Consider the following 17,722-nt stretch of genomic DNA (forward strand, 5'->3'; position numbering starts at 1 on the left):
GCTTTTAACGACGAATAACAGAATGTAGGAATAAAACCATGAGTGTATTTCATTACGACAAAGACGCCGACGGCATTGTTACCGTCACCATGGACATGACCGGCCCGGTCAATGCGATGAACACCGAATACCGCCAAGCCATGGATGAAACCGTTGCCAAGCTGCAAGCAGAAAGCGGTTTAACAGGTGTGGTATTGGCCTCGGCCAAAAAAGTCTTCTTCGCCGGTGGCGACTTAAAAGAACTGTTGTCTGCCCAAGCGGGTGACGAAGCTAAATTTATGGAAGAGCTAGGCGCGACCAAAGCCGGCCTTCGTGCACTGGAAAAACTGCCTGTTCCTGTTGTCTCTGCCATTAATGGCGCAGCACTGGGCGGTGGTTTTGAGATTTGTCTCTCGACCAACTACCGCATTGCTTACAACCACAAATCAGTACAGCTCGGCTTGCCAGAAGTTGGACTCGGCCTACTGCCTGGCGGTGGCGGTATTGTGCGTATGGTTAACCTGCTTGGCTTGCAAAACGCCCTGCCTTACTTGTTAGAAGGTAAAAAGGTCACCCCTGAGAAAGCCCTGAAAGCCGGCATGATCCACGAAACCGTTGAATCGTTGGAAGAGCTAGTCCCACGCGCCAAAGCGTGGATCCTAGAAAACAAAGATAACGAAGCGGCAGCGGTTCAGCCCTGGGACCAAAAAGGTCACAAGATTCCCGGCGGCGGTGCCAGCTCACCGAAACTGGCTCAGGTACTGATGGCTGCACCGGCGATGTTGTCTAAAACCACTCGCGGTCTCTTACCTGCGCCAGAAAAAATCATGGACTGCGCTGTAGAAGCGGCACGTCTAGATTTTGATACTGCGTTGCGGGTGGAAAGCCGTGGCTTGGCTTACTTGGTAACAACGCCTGAAGCAAAGAACATGATTACCACGTTCTTCTTCCAAATGAACAAAATCAACGGTGGTGCGTCACGCCCTAAAGACGTTCCGCCCCAAGAAACCAAGAAACTGGGTGTACTGGGCGCCGGCATGATGGGACAAGGTATTGCCTATTCCTCAGCCATGGCGGGTATTGAAGTTATCCTGAAAGATATCTCTGTGGAAGCGGCGGAGAAGGGCAAGGCCTATTCAGAGAAGCTGCTGGATAAAGCCATTAGCCGCGGCCGCATGACCGAAGAGAAGAAAGCCCAAGTCTTGGCATTGATTAAACCCACAGCCAATGACGAAGACTTGCAGGGTTGTGACCTGATCATTGAAGCCGTGTTCGAAAACATTGAGCTCAAGAACAAGATCACGGCGTCAACCGAGAAGTATTTATCAGAAGACGGTATCTGGGGTTCTAACACCTCAACCCTGCCGATCACCCAGTTGGCTGAAGGTTCCAGCAAGCCAGACAACTTCATTGGCATTCACTTTTTCTCGCCGGTAGACAAAATGCCCTTGGTGGAAATTATCTGCGGTGAGAAAACCAGTGACATCGCACTGGCAAAAGCCTATGACTACACCAAGCAAATTAGAAAAACCCCGATAGTCGTTAACGACTCGTTAGGTTTCTTCACGTCACGCACATTTGGCACTTATTTTGACGAAGGTGTTCGCGTTGTTACCGAAGGCGTTCATCCCGTTAAGGTAGACAACATCGGTAAAGCGATTGGCATGCCGGTTGGTCCGCTAACGGTTCACGACGAAACTAGCCTAGAGTTAAGCCGCAAGGCGATGGAAACTTGGGCTGATATGGGTGTGAAAAATAAGTACGGTGAGCAAAACGCCCTTGAAGAAATGATTGCCTTTATGATTGGTGAGCACGGTCGTGGCGGACGTCATCACGGTGGCGGTTACTTTGAATATGGCGCTGATGGCAGCAAAACCATTTGGCCTGGCCTGGTCGATAAGTTCTACAAGCCCGAAGTAGAAATGAGCGATCAAGATATCAAAGATCGTCTCTTATTCCGCCAAGTCATCGAGGCGCTTAAATGCTTAGAGACTGGTGTTCTGCGTACTGTGGCGGACGGCAACATCGGCTCAATCATGGGTATTGGTGCACCGATCTGGACGGGTGGTTTCCTTCAGTTTGTAAACACCTACGGTCTTGAGAAATTCCAAGCACGTTGTACTGAGCTGGCTGCTGCCTACGGTGAGCGCTTCACCTGCCCAGCGATTGTTGGTGAGAAAATTGCCGCCGGCGACACCTTCCAGTAACACTATCCAATAACACCTACTGTTAATTGAACCCGGCACTGCCGGGTTCATATTCTGGAGATAATAATGCGTAATTTTACAGAAGAACAATTGATGTTCCGCGATGCCTATCGCAAGTTTATTGATGCAGAGATTGCCCCCAATCTTGAAAAATGGCGCGGACAAGGCATTGTAGATCGTGAAGCTTTTGAGAAAGCGGGTGCACAAGGCTTTTTGATGATCTGGCCTGATGAGCAATACGGTGGCCTTGGTGATCGCGATTTTCGCTATGAACAAATTATTATAGAAGAAAGTGCTCGTGCAGGCACCGGTGAATGGTTCAACACGCTACACAGCCGCTTGGTCGGTCCTTATATTGATCACTTTGGCAATGATGAGCAAAAACAGCGTTGGCTGCCCGGCTGCGTTGAAGGTAAAAAAGTGCTGGCCATTGCGATGACCGAGCCTGATGCAGGCAGCGACCTTGCCGGTATGCGTACCACACTGTTAGAAAAAGATGATTATTTTGTTCTGAATGGTTCAAAAACCTACATCTCGAACGGTATCAATGCTGACTTAGTGATTGTGGCGGGCAAATCTGACCCAGAAAACAATCCTCATGCGATGACCTTGTGCGTAGTTGAGCGCGGTATGGAAGGCTTTGAGCGCGGACGCAACCTCGACAAAATGGGGCTGAAAGCCCAAGACACCGCCGAGCTGTTTTTTAACAACGTTAAAATCCCTAAAGAAAATATTTTAGGTAAAACTGGTCACGGTTTCTTCTACCTTATGCAAGGTTTAGCAGAAGAGCGACTCATTGCCATGGTGGGCGCCACAGCCAATGCTCGTCGTGCCTTCAACTTGACACGTGAGTTTGTTATGGAGCGTAAAGTCTTTGGCAAGCCACTGGCCTATATGCAGAATACCCAGTTTAAAATGGCCGAGATGGATGCCGAAATTGACATCATGCAAGCCTATGTTGACCATTGCGTGTCAGAGCACAATGAAGGTCGTTTGACGATCAATATGGCTGCTAAAGGCAAGCTTCAGTCAACTGAAATTGAATGGCGTATGCTCGACCTCGGTGTACAGCTTCACGGTGGTTCTGGTTACATGGCCGAATATCCTATCTGCTCCATGTTTACCGATGCGCGTATAAACCGAATACTTGCGGGTAGTTCGGAAATCATGAAGTTCATTATTGGTCGGGATATTTTTTCTGACAAATACACCAGCATCCTCGACTAATAAACCTTGAATAAAAACAGTGGGAATTAAAATGGGACCATTAACGGGTTTAAAACTAATTGAAATAAAAGGCATTGGCCCCGGCCCCTATGCGGGCCAGGTACTTGCCGACTTGGGTGCTGAAATTATCGTGGTGGAGCGAGCATCTAAAACCAACTCCATTGCGGCGCCTTCAGTCATGGATGTCAATTCTCGCGGCAAGAAAAGCATCGCTATTGACCTGAGAAAGCCTGAGGGCTTGGAGACGTTGCTTAAACTCGTCGAGCAAGCCGATGGTATCTACGAGGGTAACCGCCCCGGCGTTGCCGAAAAGCTTGGCTTTGGCCCCGACGTGTGTCTTGAGAGAAACCCCAAAATCATCTATGGCCGGATGACCGGCTGGGGACAGCATGGCCCATTGGCGCACGCTGCAGGCCACGACTACAACTATATTTCTTTAAGCGGTGCTGCCGCGGCAATTGGTACAGCCGACAAGCCAGTGCCACCACTTAACTTGGTGGGCGACTATGCTGCCGGAAGTCTATTTTTAGTTATTGGGATGTTGTCTGCACTTCTGGAGTCCAAAACCTCGGGCCAGGGGCAGGTCGTGGACGCGGCCATCACTGATGGTACGGCTCATCTAATGAGCATGTTCCACACCATGGACAAATTGGGGCAGTTCAACCCCGCCCGCGAAACCAATATGCTGGACGGCGGTACGCCTTTCTACGGGTCTTACGAAACGTCCGATGGTAAACACTTGTCTGTTGCGCCACTTGAGCCCCAGTTCTTTGCCGAGATGATAAGCACTCTGGGCCTGCCTGAGCGCTTTGTTGCCGAGCAGTACAATGTTGAGTTGTGGCCTGAGCTGAAATCGACACTGACCGCCACGTTTAAAACCAAAACTCGCGACGAGTGGGCTGAGATATTCGAAGGCAGCGACGCCTGTGTCGCCGGTTTGCTCACGTTGAAGGAAGCAGCCAGTCACCCGCACAACAAAGCCCGTGGTACCTATATTGAGCTTAATGGCCAGATGCAACCGGCTCCTGCGCCGCGCTTCAGCCGCAGTCAGAGTGATATCCCTGCGCTACCCTCCGCCGAGGGAGCAGACACTAAGGCCGTGCTCAGCGACTGGGGCTTTGACAGCGATGCCATTGCGTCACTGGAACAGGCTGGTGTGTTTACCTAAGCCAAACTGTGTATCGCATAAATCCAGACAGTAAGACTAAACAAGGTAGTAATAAAATGACCGCATACGAAACAATTACTTATTCCGTTAGTAATCGCGTCGCTACGATTTCTCTAAATCGACCAAAGGCGATGAATGCGATTAGCCAACAGATGCGCCTTGAATTGAAGCAGGCCGTCGACACCGCCGAAAGCGCTGACGACGTTCGAGTGGTCGTTCTTCGCGCCGAAGGTCGTGGCTTTTCATCCGGCACCGACCTTACCGAGGGCTTGGCTGGCTTTGATACCATTGATGACCAAATCCAAGAAGAATACAAACCCGTTCTGATGGCAATCGCTAACTCCAGCAAACCATACATTGCTTCCGTGCATGGTGCCGCAGCAGGAATCGGCGCGGCATTCGCGCTGAGTTGTGATTTGGCCATTATGGGTGAAGGTGCGTTTGTTTATTTAGCCTTTGCAGGCATCGCTTTGGTCCCCGATGGCGGTATTGCTCATCACTTAGTCAATGCCATGGGCTATCGCAAAGCGTATCAGGCGTTTGTAGAGGCGGCCAGAATTCCCGCTGAGGAATGTTTGCAGTATGGCTTGGTGAACAAAGTTGTCGCCGACGATAAACTTGCTGAAGAAACCCAGGCTTGGGCAGAGCGCTTAGCTGAAGGTTCGCCATTGGCACAAAAATATGGCAAGCAAATTATGCGTGGCGTGCACACGAGTAGTTTTGAAGAAACGCTGGACATGGAATCTAAAAAGCAGGTTCTTTGCTCAACGAGTCAAGATTCTGCTACCGCCATTGGTGCTTTTTTCGCAAAGACTAAGCCTACATTTATAGGCGCATAGCGTTAATCGCGATAGAAAATGTGGATAATAATTAAGAACATATTTTCGGGTAAATCGCTCTTGCTAGGCTAAACGGAATAGGGCTATGTTCCGTTTAGCTCCTCTATGATGGCTGCAACAATCTCGTTTGGTGGTGGGCTTATATCTATAGTCCAGCCGTAGCTGGGTAGCTCTAAGGTCTTTAATTGAGAGTCTAATAAACGCAGATCAAAAAAATGATCTGTGCGTGACGACAGCCGCTTTTCTAAAAGCTCAATTGAACCGCTTAGCATTATCCATTCTACTTGGCTGCTGCATTGAGATGCCAATCTCTGGCGGTAGCTTTCTTTCAAGGCGGAGCAGGCAAGAACGGCGCCGCCATCAACCTCCCATTGTGCGAGTTTACTTGCAAGTGAGTCTAACCAAGGCCGACGATCATTGTCGTCAAGGGCTATACCGCAGCGCATTTTTTGGATATTGGCGCTGGGGTGAAAATCGTCAGCATCGTAAAACGGAAGTAGTAACGTCTTAGCTAATAGGCTAGCTATCGTTGATTTCCCGGTGCCAGATACTCCACAAACAATGATAATCATAGTGGTTAACCGCTCACTGGCCACTAAGGGCAAGGACGCCATTGAACGAAATGATAATAGAAAATAATAAGGCAAGCCCCAGTATTAAATTAAGGAGGTAGCCTGCTGCGTGTAATCCCATTAACTTCTTATTATTGATGGTTAAGATAATGCCAAGAATGACCAGAGGAAGGACAAAGACGTTAAAGACCTGGGTGAGTATTTGTCCTTGAACGGGGTTAAAACCGAGCACCGGTATGGTGAGCGCAAAGAGCGCTGCTATACCCGTGATAATTCGAAATTGCTTAGATTGAGTGTCGAGTTTGCCTGATCGATAGTCTTCAATTAACAAAGGGGCAATTAACATACAGGGAAAGACAGAAGACAGGCCTGCGGCGAGCGTGCCGAAGAAAAATACCGTGAGCGCGCCTTTGCCGGCGATGGGTTCTAAGGCGGTTACCATGTCTAAAACATCGGTCACTTTTTTTCCGTCGTGGTATAGCGCGCCTGCGGCAACGGCCATGACTGAGCCACTAATGATGAAAACTAAGATGGCGGCAACAATGGCATCTTTTTTTTGCTGTCCGCTATCTTTTATCGTCCAACCCTTACCCTGAATAAATAAAGGTCTAGAGAGAAAAGTAGCGGCTGCCATGGTGGTGCCAACAAATGCGGCCACCATCATTTTTCCACCTGCTACATCGGGTATTACGGGGATTAAGCCCTTGGCGACCTCGACGGGAAGAGGGTGAACAACAAACAGCGATAATATAAAAGACAGTCCCATGCAGGACACAAAAATAACAAGAATTTTTTCAAATAAGGAATATTTTCCTATGAGCAATATCGCATACATGGTTGCTATGACCACCGTGGCAATGGCCAGAACAACTTCGTATTTATGGGGAACCACTGAAGGGAAATACATGGCTATCATTTCAAATAAAATGTTAGCTGAAATACCTAAAATGCCGATGAGTGAATTCCACTGCCCGAAGGTAACGCCAATAATTATTAATATGGCCATGGGCTTACCGAAACGCAGGTGTTTCTTAAAGCTGTAGAGTGCTGTTTCACCGGTTACAAGGGCGAAATTACCGTAGGCATAAATAAGAACGCCTGAAAATAAACAGCTCAAGAGTAAGACCCATAGCAGCTGCATACCAAACGTGCTGCCCGCTACAATCATGGAGGTAACACTTCCCGTTCCAATGGTGTAGCCAATAGCCAAAAATGCGGGACCAAAGCCCAGTAGTGCCTTAATTATTGTTGTCACAGAAATCCCCAGTTTTAATATTTAGTAAATTACACGCACCGTTCACACCTTGATGTGGCGTGCATTAGCGCAATAAAAATAGTTGTCATAAATTTAGTAATTACTTTCTTCTAGCATTTTTACAACGCCAACGGTGAGAATGATGTTGGCAAAACGGCGTTGTTCACCGGTTTGAATAATTAATGTGGTGGCCGGTTCGCGAATTTTGTCGTAGAATTCCCAGCGCGCCATTTCGGTCCAGCTGACATCACCTAACAGTGTTTTATAGTTATGGTGAATCTCTGCACTGTTTTCTTGTGGTTTTTCCATTACCGTTGCACCCTGAATCGGGCATATTTCCAAAATACCTTTGAGCACAGTTAATGTATCTAATAAACCGGGTTTAAAGTTGAGGTGGACTACGGTGGCATTTGGCCCCATTAATGCGCCCACTGCCAAATTGCCATCGGCAATAACTAGCTGTGCAAAGTGACCGGAGCGAGCAAGTACTTCTAATATTGTGGGGTGTATTACTGCTGTTGTGAGCATGTTTTTATCTTTTATAAAGGACTAGATTGAAACACCCGCACTACTGTTCAGGTGTCCATGTATTTACATATTGTAGATACCACCATTGATATCTAAGGTGGCACCAGAGATAAAACCATCGTATTCAGATGCCAAATAAACCACCGCTCGGGCGACATCGTCGGCATTGCCTGCCCGCTGAATGGGGATATTGGCAATGGTTTGGTTAGCTGATTCATCAGTGGTGTGGGTATTGTGAAATGAAGTGCCAAGGATGAGGCCGGGAGCAACGGCGTTGACGCGTGTACCTTGAGCGCCGAGCTCTGCTGAAAGCGCGCGTGTAAATGTGAGTATGGCGCCCTTGCTAACCGAATACGCGAGAGAGCCAGCGTGGCCTCCTTTGCGGCCAGCAAGAGAGGCTAAATTTACAATGCTGCTGTTTTCGTTTTTAGCAAGGTAGGGCGATGCCGCTTGGGTGACAAACATCATGGAGGTCAGGTTGATATCCATGACTTTATGCCAAAAGGCGGCATCCATATCGCTTAGCGATCGGCGTGCTACCAGAGATCCTGCGTTGTTAATGAGTATGTCCAAACTGCCAAGTGCATCAACGGTTTTCGTTACCAAGGCGCCTGCGTCTGACTCGTTGGTTAAATCAGCACTGATAGCAACAGCGTGCTGCCCTTTGCTTGAAGCGTAGGCGACTAATTCATTGGCGGTATCGGCACTTGAGAAATAGTGAATGGCAATGTTTGCACCGCTATCTATTAGCTGTCTGGTGATGGCTTCGCCAATACCTTGTGCGCCAGCAGTAATGAGTACGTTTTTCCCTGCTAATTTGCTATTCATCCTGTTTCCCCAGTCGATAAAGTTAAAACCTTAACGGTCGATTTTTTTGATACATAATTCGGTTATTCAACAAGCTTGCAGGCATCTGCTTGCAAGCTCGAATTGTGATAAATCAATATTAGTTACACGCTACTGGTACTTTACATTTAAGGCTTGGTAATCGTTGTTATTTGCACGTATTTTCTCTGTGCCCTTCATAACCACGTCCTTAATCACTGTGATGGGCTCACCATTAGACAGATGTAATACGAGTGGTGCGCTATTAATCCATGTTGAGTTGGCGATGTGTAAATCTTGAACACCGTGGAAATACATTGATGATCCTGATCTATGGGTGCTGCCTTTGCCGACGTTGTTTAGGGTGTTGTCTGTTACGACAACCATTGGCCCAAAGGTGCTTTCATCAAAGCCACCTCGGTAAACAGTGGCAATCTCAGCTTTGATGTCGGTGAAAGTGTTTCCTGATAGGGTAAGGTTCTCAACGCTATATACACCAATGTCATCGGTCTCTTTATTGAGCATTAGGATGGAGCCGGTAATATTGCTCATGTCAGAATCAATGATTTCGATACTGTCGGCAAAGGTACCTGCATTTCCCTTAAAGAAATCAAAATAGCCATTGATATCAAGGTTAGTTACTTTGACCTGGCGTACAGATAATGAATAATTAATATTCATCGAGTAGCCGCTGGTTCTGATAATGTTATTCCCCTTGTAGTCGGGTGATTCAGCACCATCAAACCACAAATTTTCGACTTCTAATGCACCGCCATTTTCAATCACTAAAAAGCTGGGTTTTTGTGAGCGAATAATGGGTTTGCGACCACTTTTTGCCATGATAGTGATGGGGTGGTTTATATTGGCAAGCTTAGTCAGCAAGTATTCGCCGCCATTTTTAAGTAGCAATGTATCGCCCGCTGAGCTGGCTGCTAGGGCGTTAAGAAGGGTGTCTGTGCCAGGCTCAACCGAAATGGTTTTGCCGCTTTGGAAAGCGATGCCGATTTCCTTCTTTTGGTAAAAGCTAGCGCCAGTGTCTTCTTTGCGGATAGGCAGCTTGATCTCACCAAAACCCGTTTTGTCTACTAGAGACTGTGTCGGTGACAATAAGCCATGATTATTCTTGGTTAATTCATAGCTTACTTTATCAAAGCCGGTTTTAATTTCTGTAGGTACGGTTGACTCTTTATTAATGATATTACCTTTAAAGGCGATGCCAGAAACATCATCATATAAGGTAATGGCATCAAGATTGGTTTTACCCATAATCAGGTTGTTACGAAATGAAGAGTCAATGGGGGTGGCGGTGCGCTCTTCATCACTGCCGGCGCCAAAGTTAATATAGTCACTATTTACAACTATATTGTTCTCCATAACCGCTTCGATAGCTTGGTTGTAACGGTTAGGGGAGGAGTTTGGAACGCCATTCATGATAACTAAAGCGCCGCGAAAACGATGACCGGTTAGCCCAGATAGGTAATTGTTTTTTACTGTTTGGTATTCATTAATAATACGAATACCGCCGGTATTCGGTTTGCGATTACCAATAATATAGTTACCTTCAACCAATGTGTGGTGGCCATGTCGCATGGTTAATGTGCCTTGGCTTTCAAAAATAACGTTACCACGAAACACATTGCCGCTGGATTTGTTTGAAATGATTTCATGCTCGCCATTAACGCGATCAAAGAAATTATGCCTAACAAGTGTGTTTGAGTATTTGGTTGAGAAATGACTGGTGCCAATGCGAAGTGTTTCTCCACCATTTGCGCCAAGGATTTGTCTTGGTCCAAAGTAGTTGTATTCAATGATGTGACTATTCTTTTCGCTGCCCTCTGTGTTTAGGCGCACTGCAAGTGTTACGCCGCGGTTGCGCTTATTGACAAGAGAGTTGTGATCAAAACGATTGTTTTTACCGTAAATCGCTACCCAAAGATCGGCTAAGTGGCGCTCTGGATGACTAAAGTTGTCGATAACAGTATTAGTTACTCGGGTGTTGTTCGCTAGTTCATCAATAGCGGTGCGAAATGAGATAACTTCACCTGTAGGTGTGTAGCCATCTTTAAATACCAAGCCTGAGACAATTAAGTGCTCACCTGAAATACTGAGATTAGATTTGCCAGTGATAATCACTTTGCCGGGTGTTTGTGCCGTTAACTCAATGGGCTTGTTTGCTTTCCCCGTGGCTTTAAAAACAAGTTCAACGTCGTGCCACATACCGTTTGCTAGAACGATTTGGTCTCCGGGTTTTGCCACAGCGACAGCTTTATTGTATTGCTGAAGGTCTTTTACAAGCTTGGCATTACTTAAGTGTGAAAAAGAAATTAGTGCCAGTAAAATGACAAGCTGGTGTAGTGTTATTCTCGCGACCTTTGGCATGCTAAGTACTCCTGATCTGCTAGGTACTATTAAGTGTTATTTGAAATTAGTTTTTTAACGTTTCGTAAAAATAAATGAAAACGAGCTTAATTTGAAAAAAACTCAACACGTCTACATTGTTATATCGAAAGCTAATAATTAAAAAATTTCTAATCTAGAGTGATGCGTTGTTGAAAGTTAAATTATGGTCAAGCTAACGCATCCATCCTTTATTTTTAGCTAAAGTTTTCTATTAGGCTTTCTTTTGTTACTTGAATTCTTATTGGTCACTATGTCGGGCGCGTTTTGGTGATGAGCATCCCTAAAAATATTTTCTGGCTTTGCTTGTTGGTGCGATCTGAATTGCTCCGCTTTTAATTGCGTAATTACCAAGTTTAGACGATGAGGTCTGTTTTACGCTGCCGTCAAATATCTTTTGCTTTAGTTTTTATCCTATGTCGTTGTGAATATATAGCGACATCCATTTATATGAATATTTATAAGCTGAACGACTATACTTAAGTCAGATTCTATGGTCAACCAAATAATCTGATGGTTAGTTTGGGCTATATAAACGAATTTGTTTAGTTTTGTTTCCCGTATAAATATCGTAAATTCAAATACTTATATCTATTTTTTTGTGTTTTATATTTTGTGCGTCACTGGTTAAGAGGAGGGTTTTTATTGCAGTTGACGGTGGTTTGGGTCCTATGGCATCTACAATTCGACAGAATTGCTGAGAAAATGAATTATTGAATGTAAATGGGTTTGTAAGGTTGGTGGCTAGTGTGTGGCTTAGCTGGGTGTGGGTTTCAAGCATGTGGTTAGAGGTGCTAAATACTTGCTGTGCTGATGTTAATGAAAATATTTTTCTTGATTATTATTAGGCTAAGGTTATGTAAATATTAGAAAAATTTAAATTGATCTGATCAATATTGTTATTTGGGTCAGCTAAATTGGTTTTACTTCAGGTTTAAATGGGTTTAATCTCGCCGCAATCAAGTCGATAAGTTGAACTTGAGCCTATATAAAAAAAATAGAGGGACATGTAAATGATAGATAAAAAAAGACATCATTTGGCGAGTGCTATACGTGCAATCAATGCAGTGGCCGTATCGGCTGCTACTTTGGCATTTGTGCCTAATGTTTTGGCGCAAGATCAACAAGTGATAGAAGAAGTTATTGTTCAAGGTATTCGTTACAGTCTAGAAGAAGCCGCAGATCGAAAACGCGCAGATGGTCGCGTGGTTGATGTGATTGTTGCCGAAGATATTGGTAAGTTACCAGACAATAATATAGCCGAAGCACTGCAGCGAATCACCGGTGTGACCATTAACCGTGATTTCGGTGTTGGTTCAGAGGTTTCCATTCGCGGGCTTAAAAATAACCGCGTTGAAGTTAACGGCCGCTCAACAATGGGTGATGGTCGTAATGGTATAAATTTTGAAGATTTCCCCGCTGGTTTTTTGTCTGCTGTTGAAGTAGTCAAATCACCCACGCCAGAGATGATTGAGGGTGCCTTGGGTGGCACCATTAGTTTGAAAACGGCGCGTCCACTCGACTTAAAAGATACCGTATTGGCGGCAACATATGACATGGAGTATGCCGACAAGGCCGATAACTGGGCGCCAAAATTAAATGTTGCCGCCGGTGATTCTTGGGACTTTGGTGATGCCGGTACCTTTGGTGCCATGGTGATGTTTTCTTATCAGGATCGCCGTCTGCGTCAAGATTCCTTTGAAACCAGTTTATTTGTTTATGATCACTCGCAAATTGGTAATCTTGATCAACCAGCGCAAAACACGCCAAGTGGCGATTATATTATTCCCACTGAGCACAAGTATGAGCCCTATATTGAAGATCGTGAGCGGACTGCTTACAACGTGACTTTACAGTGGGCGCCAGCGTCAGAAAAGGGTAGCTTCTATCTAGATATGAATGCCACGGAGCGGGACGGTGGGCAAGAGGCTTATTCAATCCTTCACGCGTCGGGCACGCCTGTGGCAACAGCAGATACGTATGAAGATGCTAATGGTGCGCTGAATAATTATCGTATGGAAGGTGTTGTTGCTATTCCAAAAACGTGGAGTTCATTCCGTTCTACAGAAGCGTTTTCAAATGCCTTTGGTGGTGAGTGGAATTTCACCGATAAATTAAAAGTGTCTGGTGAAATATCCTGGGCAGAATCGGATACCTTTGAGCCCGCTGCTGAGTTCAATTGGCGCGCGGTGGATAGAGTTGCTGAGGGGCTAGACCCATCAGCGGTTAACGAGCTGTACTCGGATGCGACAATCATCAATAACGCAAATCAGCCAGCCAGTGTTGTTTATGATAATGGCGATATTTTTGCTCAGACAGAAAATTATGCCTTCCGTGAATTTCGCTATATAGACGAGCGGGTTAAAAACGAAGAAACGGCCTTTAAGATTGATGTTGAGTACGCAGAGCCGTTCGGTTTAGAGTGGGTAACAGCCGTTAAAACGGGGATCCGACATACTGAAAATGATTATGAGCGGACTCAGTCTGAACTGCGCTTAAAAGATATTTATAAGAATCTATTAGATAGTAACGGCGATCCAGATATTATTTGGATGGATGATATTGCTGCAGCTTTCCCCGGCGCTATTATCACTCCGTCGGTAGGTGGTGATGCCTTTGAGCACACGGGTTTTGCTGGCGCAAATGGCCTAAGAAATTTCACCGTGTATGACGCTCAGCGGCTACAAAATGCCAACCAAACTTATAAGATGGTTCAGCAATTATTGGCTGGTAGTAACTACAATACGCCGGGTAATAGTGATGGCTATATTAGTACCGATGGCTCACTGTCGGATGATTTAGTAGAGTCAAAAGGTTCTTATGCCTTGATTGGTGAGGAGACCACAGCATTTTATCTACAGACTAATCTGGATTTTGCGCGCTGGCATGTCATTGTTGGTGGTCGCTATGTAGAGACGGAAATTAGTTCTACGGCGTATGATCAAGATGGTTTGGAGCTGGTGGTAGAGAAGCAGTCATACGATGACTTCCTGCCAAGTATTAATGTTGCTTATGACTTAATGGATGACACCATTGTACGTTTTGCTGCCGCTAAGGTAATGCGTCGTGCTGACTACAGTGAGTTGAGCCCCACGTATATCTTTAACTCAGATCGTATAACCGCAACCAAAGGTAATCCTGCTTTAGAACCGTATCGCGCTACCCAATATGATATTGCGATAGAGCATTATTTTGGTACGGGTAATATGGTGTCGGCAGCAATCTTTTACAAAGACATAGCTTCGTTCCTGAAAGAAACTAGTCGTTGTGATTATGTGCCGGAGGCAATGGCAACCCAGAACCAAACGATTTATGACAACATCTGTATAAAGGATTTTGATAATCGTTTTATTAACTCCACTGAGTATACCTTTGCCTCATCACAAGCCGAGTTTGATACGGCTGTTGCTGAAGGGCGCAACGGTGTTCTTACTACCCTGCCAAGCAATGGTGAAAGTGGCAAGGTGCAAGGTTTAGAGTTGGGGTATCAGCAATCCTTTGATTTTCTTCCTGGTTATTTCTCAGGTTTGGGTATGAATGCTAACTACACTTACTCAGACAGCGAAGACCCTGATGGTGTTGCATTAGAAGATATCTCCAAAAACACCTATAACGTTCAGTTGTATTGGGAGCATTCAGGATTCGGTGTGCGATTGGCTTACACTTATCGTGATGAATTCTTAGACGATATTTACCAGAAGCGTACCGAGCGAGTAGGTACTCAGGTTGGCTATAACGACGGTGTTGATGATCCGACTACAGGTAATTCTTACCGCGATGAGTTGGCACAATTGGACTTGTCGGCAAACTGGGATGTTAATGACAATATCGGTCTGGTATTTAACGTAACAAACCTGACTGCAGAGCCAACCATTAACCGTAGTGTGACGGGAACTGCGTGGCAAGTGCGGGAGAATGATCGTCGCTTTACCTTTGGTGTGAGCGCGAAGCTATAAGCCGTCATACTTGTAAATAATCGCTGATTTTTAAGCTGCGGTATCAAACAAGACGACAATGATATGAGTCTTATAAGTTACCCGTGTAACTTGTAAGGCTTTTTTTCTAATAGGTCATAAAGCTAATAACGTTGTTGGTTTTAGAGTATATAAATCATAAGGGCGGTTATCACGATAAGTAATACTGAAAGACCTGTTGCAATGATGGGGCCTGACTTTGTATCTTGGCTTGGGTAGGTGCCAAGTGAAAGTACTTTTAGAATAAGCCATCCAATTCCCCAGCATAAAGCGCCAAAGAAAATATCCATAACAAACCAGGCTATGACTCTAATGATTCCTCCGGTAACAGCTTCTTCTACTGGCATACGAGCATCTCTTGTGCTGCTAGGATTTGGCTATTTCTTAGCACGCTATTAAATCCATGATGTCGCTTGGCTTGATGGCTAAGATAATCTGCCAGTCTCTCCCATCTTCTTTAGGATGTAAAACCTAGTGGCAGGCCAGCATTGGCAGTAAAGCCGTAAAGCTCAACATTGGGAAGCGCATTTTGTACCAGTGTACGTACTGATATTAACTGTTCAATATCAATCCCAGTGTTAAGCCCCATGGCTTCAAGCATAAACACAAGGTCTTCGGTCACGATATTGCCGCTGGCACCTGGGGCGGCGGGGCAGCCGCCAATCCCGCCGAGTGAGCTATCTATCGTCGTAAGTCCTAGATCAACGGCGGCGAGGGCATTGGCTAAACCTTGACCACGGGTGTTGTGGAGGTGAACACCGTTGAGCTTATCGCGACCGCAATGCTCCCATATTTGTTTTACTAATCGGCGCAACTGAGCCGGGTTGCCGCTACCTGTGGTGTCAGATAGGCCGACTTCATCTACACCTAGTGCGACTAATTTTTCTGCTATAGCCACGACTTTGCTTTCTGCTATGGGGCCTTCTATTGAGCAGCCAAACGCCGTGGAAAGACCTACCTCAAAATGTGGCCTTGGGCCGTCTGCGGTGTTCATTAAAGCGATAATGCGCTCTATTTCTTCAAACATTTGTTGGTGGCTGCGATTCACATTTCGTTGGCAGTGGGTTTCGCTCACTGAAAATGGGATGGAGATTTTGTGAGCGCCAGCCTCAACGGCTGCCTGCGCACCTCTCAAATTGGGTACCAGCACGGCTACGGTCAAGCCCGCTATTCTGCGTGCATGGCGGACTAGTTCAGCGGTATCCGCGAGCTGCGGTAGTATTTTGGCTGGGACAAATGAGCCTACTTCAATCTCGCTGACGCCAGCGCTGGCCTCAGCCGAGATCCATGCTTTTTTATCGGCGGTGGCCATAATCTGAGGAATGCTTTGTAGGCCATCTCTTGGGCCGACTTCACTTATTTCTATGTCAATTTTGGTTGTACTCATCGTCTGCTCGCTACATGAGGTGGTAACAAAAGATATATTGTTATAACATAAGGTCAAATTGTAAATGCTACCTTGTTTGATGTCCACTTCTCCGTGGAACCAAGGTGCGAGAATAAGGTGGAGAGTGATAATGGCAGAGCAAGTGCCGAACGATACATTACCGCTTAGCGGCATCCGTGTGGTTGAATTCACCCATATGGTGATGGGGCCGAGTGCCGGTCTTGTGCTGGCAGACCTTGGCGCAGAAGTCATCAAAATTGAGCCATTAAAAGGCGATAATACACGGCGTTTGAAAGGCTCTGGTGCGGGTTACTTTCCCATGTATAACCGTAATAAGCAGAGCTTGTGCTTAGATTTAAAATCAGAGGAGGGGCAGGAGGTTGCCTTAACCTTAATTGATAAAGCGGATGTCTTAATTGAAAATTTTCGCCCCGGTGCCATGGATAAATTGGGGTTTTCCTATCAAGCACTGCGGGAAACGAATCCTCGTTTGATTTACTGTTCTTTAAAAGGGTTTCTCGATGGCCCCTATCAACATCGCACGGCGTTAGATGAAGTAACCCAAATGATGGGTGGTTTGGCTTATATGACAGGTCTGCCTGGCAAGCCAATGCGGGCGGGTTCCAGTGTTATAGATATCACCGGTGGGATGTTTGGCGCCATTGCCATCTTGGCGGCATTAGAAGAACGGCATCGTACCGGTTTGGGCCAGCAGGTCAAAAGTAGCTTGTTTGAAAGTACCGCGTTTATGGTTGGCCAACACATGGCGCAACAGGCAGTAAGTGGCAACCCTCTGCAACCGATGTCAGTGCGCACTTCAGCTTGGGCGGTTTACGATATATTTGATACCTGCGATGGCGAGCAAGTCTTTGTTGGTGTTGTAAGCGACACCCAATGGAAAATATTCTGTCAGGCCTTCAATCTAGAATCCTTTGGAAGCGACCCAGGTTTGGCGTTAAATAATGATCGGGTTAGCCAGCGTGAGCGCATACTTCCGGTTATACGTGAGCAGCTGGGGGCTTTGACTAAACCACAGTTAATGGCGAAGTTAGAGGAAACTGGATTGCCCTTTGCTCCAATAGCATCACCTTCAGACTTATTTGATGATCCCCATTTAAATGCGGGTGGAGGGCTGATTGAGGTGAGTTTGCCTGATAATGGCGGCAAAGCTAGGCTGCCCGGATTGCCAATAGACTTGGCGGGAAGAAGATTGGGGTTGCGTCAAGATTTACCCGGCGAGGGAGAGCACAGTCGTCAAGCGCTGCAAAGCATCGGCTATAGTGACGAGAAAATTGCCGAATTGTCCCGTAACGGTGTCATTCGGTAAGGTGTTAATTCGCAATAAAGCGCTAGACTATTAAATA

The 17,722-nt window shown here is 46.0% G+C and carries 13 protein-coding genes; 6 read left to right on the plus strand and 7 right to left on the minus strand.

The window, feature by feature from the left end; all coding sequences use genetic code 11:
* Nucleotides 1–38: 38 nt before the first annotated feature.
* Genes AELLOGFF_RS03675 through AELLOGFF_RS03690 form a run of 4 tightly spaced genes read left to right on the plus strand, consistent with a single transcriptional unit; the run spans nt 39 to nt 5,420 of the window.
* A complete protein-coding gene (locus AELLOGFF_RS03675; RefSeq protein WP_159267402.1) occupies nt 39–2,186 on the plus strand; it encodes a 3-hydroxyacyl-CoA dehydrogenase NAD-binding domain-containing protein in 2,148 nt (715 codons plus the stop codon).
* Between the two features lie 60 nt (nt 2,187–2,246).
* Entirely contained in the window at nt 2,247–3,413 is a 1,167-nt protein-coding gene (locus tag AELLOGFF_RS03680; protein ID WP_200842694.1) for an acyl-CoA dehydrogenase family protein, read from the plus strand.
* Nucleotides 3,414–3,444: 31 nt separating this feature from the next.
* The gene (locus tag AELLOGFF_RS03685; protein WP_159267404.1) at nt 3,445–4,581 is read left to right on the plus strand and encodes a CaiB/BaiF CoA transferase family protein; all 1,137 of its coding nucleotides are present in this window, start codon (nt 3,445–3,447) and stop codon (nt 4,579–4,581) included.
* Between the two features lie 56 nt (nt 4,582–4,637).
* Nucleotides 4,638–5,420 (plus strand): enoyl-CoA hydratase/isomerase family protein, encoded by a 783-nt coding sequence (locus AELLOGFF_RS03690; RefSeq protein WP_159267405.1) that lies wholly within the window; start codon nt 4,638–4,640, stop codon nt 5,418–5,420.
* Nucleotides 5,421–5,503: 83 nt separating this feature from the next.
* Here the strand turns inward: AELLOGFF_RS03690 and AELLOGFF_RS03695 are convergent, their stop codons facing one another.
* The 5 genes from AELLOGFF_RS03695 to AELLOGFF_RS03715 all read right to left on the minus strand — a co-directional run bounded on the left by AELLOGFF_RS03695 (nt 5,504) and on the right by AELLOGFF_RS03715 (nt 10,979).
* A complete protein-coding gene (locus AELLOGFF_RS03695) occupies nt 5,504–5,992 on the minus strand; it encodes a gluconokinase (RefSeq protein ID WP_159267406.1) in 489 nt (162 codons plus the stop codon).
* A gap of 13 nt (nt 5,993–6,005) precedes the next feature.
* Nucleotides 6,006–7,247, minus strand: coding sequence for an Nramp family divalent metal transporter (locus tag AELLOGFF_RS03700; RefSeq protein ID WP_159267407.1), 1,242 nt, complete (start codon nt 7,245–7,247; stop codon nt 6,006–6,008).
* 93 nt (nt 7,248–7,340) lie between these two features.
* The gene (locus tag AELLOGFF_RS03705; protein ID WP_159267408.1) at nt 7,341–7,775 is read right to left on the minus strand and encodes an RbsD/FucU domain-containing protein; all 435 of its coding nucleotides are present in this window, start codon (nt 7,773–7,775) and stop codon (nt 7,341–7,343) included.
* 63 nt (nt 7,776–7,838) lie between these two features.
* Complete coding sequence (locus AELLOGFF_RS03710; RefSeq protein ID WP_159267409.1) at nt 7,839–8,603, minus strand: SDR family NAD(P)-dependent oxidoreductase; 765 nt, start codon at nt 8,601–8,603, stop codon at nt 7,839–7,841.
* A 129-nt stretch (nt 8,604–8,732) separates the two neighbouring features.
* Complete coding sequence (locus AELLOGFF_RS03715; RefSeq protein ID WP_159267410.1) at nt 8,733–10,979, minus strand: chondroitinase-B domain-containing protein; 2,247 nt, start codon at nt 10,977–10,979, stop codon at nt 8,733–8,735.
* 1,031 nt (nt 10,980–12,010) lie between these two features.
* Between AELLOGFF_RS03715 and AELLOGFF_RS03720 the strand changes: the two genes are divergently transcribed.
* Nucleotides 12,011–14,953, plus strand: coding sequence for a TonB-dependent receptor (locus AELLOGFF_RS03720; protein WP_159267411.1), 2,943 nt, complete (start codon nt 12,011–12,013; stop codon nt 14,951–14,953).
* A 140-nt stretch (nt 14,954–15,093) separates the two neighbouring features.
* Here AELLOGFF_RS03720 and AELLOGFF_RS03725 read toward each other — a convergent pair whose 3' ends face one another.
* Complete coding sequence (locus AELLOGFF_RS03725; RefSeq protein ID WP_159267412.1) at nt 15,094–15,318, minus strand: hypothetical protein; 225 nt, start codon at nt 15,316–15,318, stop codon at nt 15,094–15,096.
* Between the two features lie 110 nt (nt 15,319–15,428).
* Complete coding sequence (locus AELLOGFF_RS03730; protein WP_159267413.1) at nt 15,429–16,358, minus strand: hydroxymethylglutaryl-CoA lyase; 930 nt, start codon at nt 16,356–16,358, stop codon at nt 15,429–15,431.
* A 130-nt stretch (nt 16,359–16,488) separates the two neighbouring features.
* Between AELLOGFF_RS03730 and AELLOGFF_RS03735 the strand changes: the two genes are divergently transcribed.
* Nucleotides 16,489–17,685 carry a CaiB/BaiF CoA transferase family protein gene (locus AELLOGFF_RS03735; RefSeq protein ID WP_159267414.1) on the plus strand — a complete coding sequence of 399 codons (1,197 nt, stop codon included), beginning with the start codon at nt 16,489–16,491 and terminating at the stop codon, nt 17,683–17,685.
* Nucleotides 17,686–17,722: the final 37 nt, after the last annotated feature.

It is taken from the genome of Zhongshania aliphaticivorans, from assembly GCF_902705875.1.
Classification (GTDB): Bacteria; Pseudomonadota; Gammaproteobacteria; order Pseudomonadales; family Spongiibacteraceae; genus Spongiibacter; species Spongiibacter aliphaticivorans_A.

Excerpts from the sequence above, each read along its gene's own strand:
- AELLOGFF_RS03675 (WP_159267402.1), top strand. The coding sequence starts at position 39 with ATGAGTGTATTTCATTACGACAAAGACGCCGACGGCATTGTTACCGTC.
- AELLOGFF_RS03685 (WP_159267404.1), top strand. The coding sequence starts at position 3,445 with ATGGGACCATTAACGGGTTTAAAACTAATTGAAATAAAAGGCATTGGC.
- AELLOGFF_RS03690 (WP_159267405.1), top strand. The coding sequence starts at position 4,638 with ATGACCGCATACGAAACAATTACTTATTCCGTTAGTAATCGCGTCGCT.
- AELLOGFF_RS03695 (WP_159267406.1), bottom strand. The coding sequence starts at position 5,992 with ATGATTATCATTGTTTGTGGAGTATCTGGCACCGGGAAATCAACGATA.
- AELLOGFF_RS03705 (WP_159267408.1), bottom strand. The coding sequence starts at position 7,775 with ATGCTCACAACAGCAGTAATACACCCCACAATATTAGAAGTACTTGCT.
- AELLOGFF_RS03710 (WP_159267409.1), bottom strand. The coding sequence starts at position 8,603 with ATGAATAGCAAATTAGCAGGGAAAAACGTACTCATTACTGCTGGCGCA.
- AELLOGFF_RS03715 (WP_159267410.1), bottom strand. The coding sequence starts at position 10,979 with ATGCCAAAGGTCGCGAGAATAACACTACACCAGCTTGTCATTTTACTG.
- AELLOGFF_RS03720 (WP_159267411.1), top strand. The coding sequence starts at position 12,011 with ATGATAGATAAAAAAAGACATCATTTGGCGAGTGCTATACGTGCAATC.
- AELLOGFF_RS03725 (WP_159267412.1), bottom strand. The coding sequence starts at position 15,318 with ATGCCAGTAGAAGAAGCTGTTACCGGAGGAATCATTAGAGTCATAGCC.
- AELLOGFF_RS03730 (WP_159267413.1), bottom strand. The coding sequence starts at position 16,358 with ATGAGTACAACCAAAATTGACATAGAAATAAGTGAAGTCGGCCCAAGA.
- AELLOGFF_RS03735 (WP_159267414.1), top strand. The coding sequence starts at position 16,489 with ATGGCAGAGCAAGTGCCGAACGATACATTACCGCTTAGCGGCATCCGT.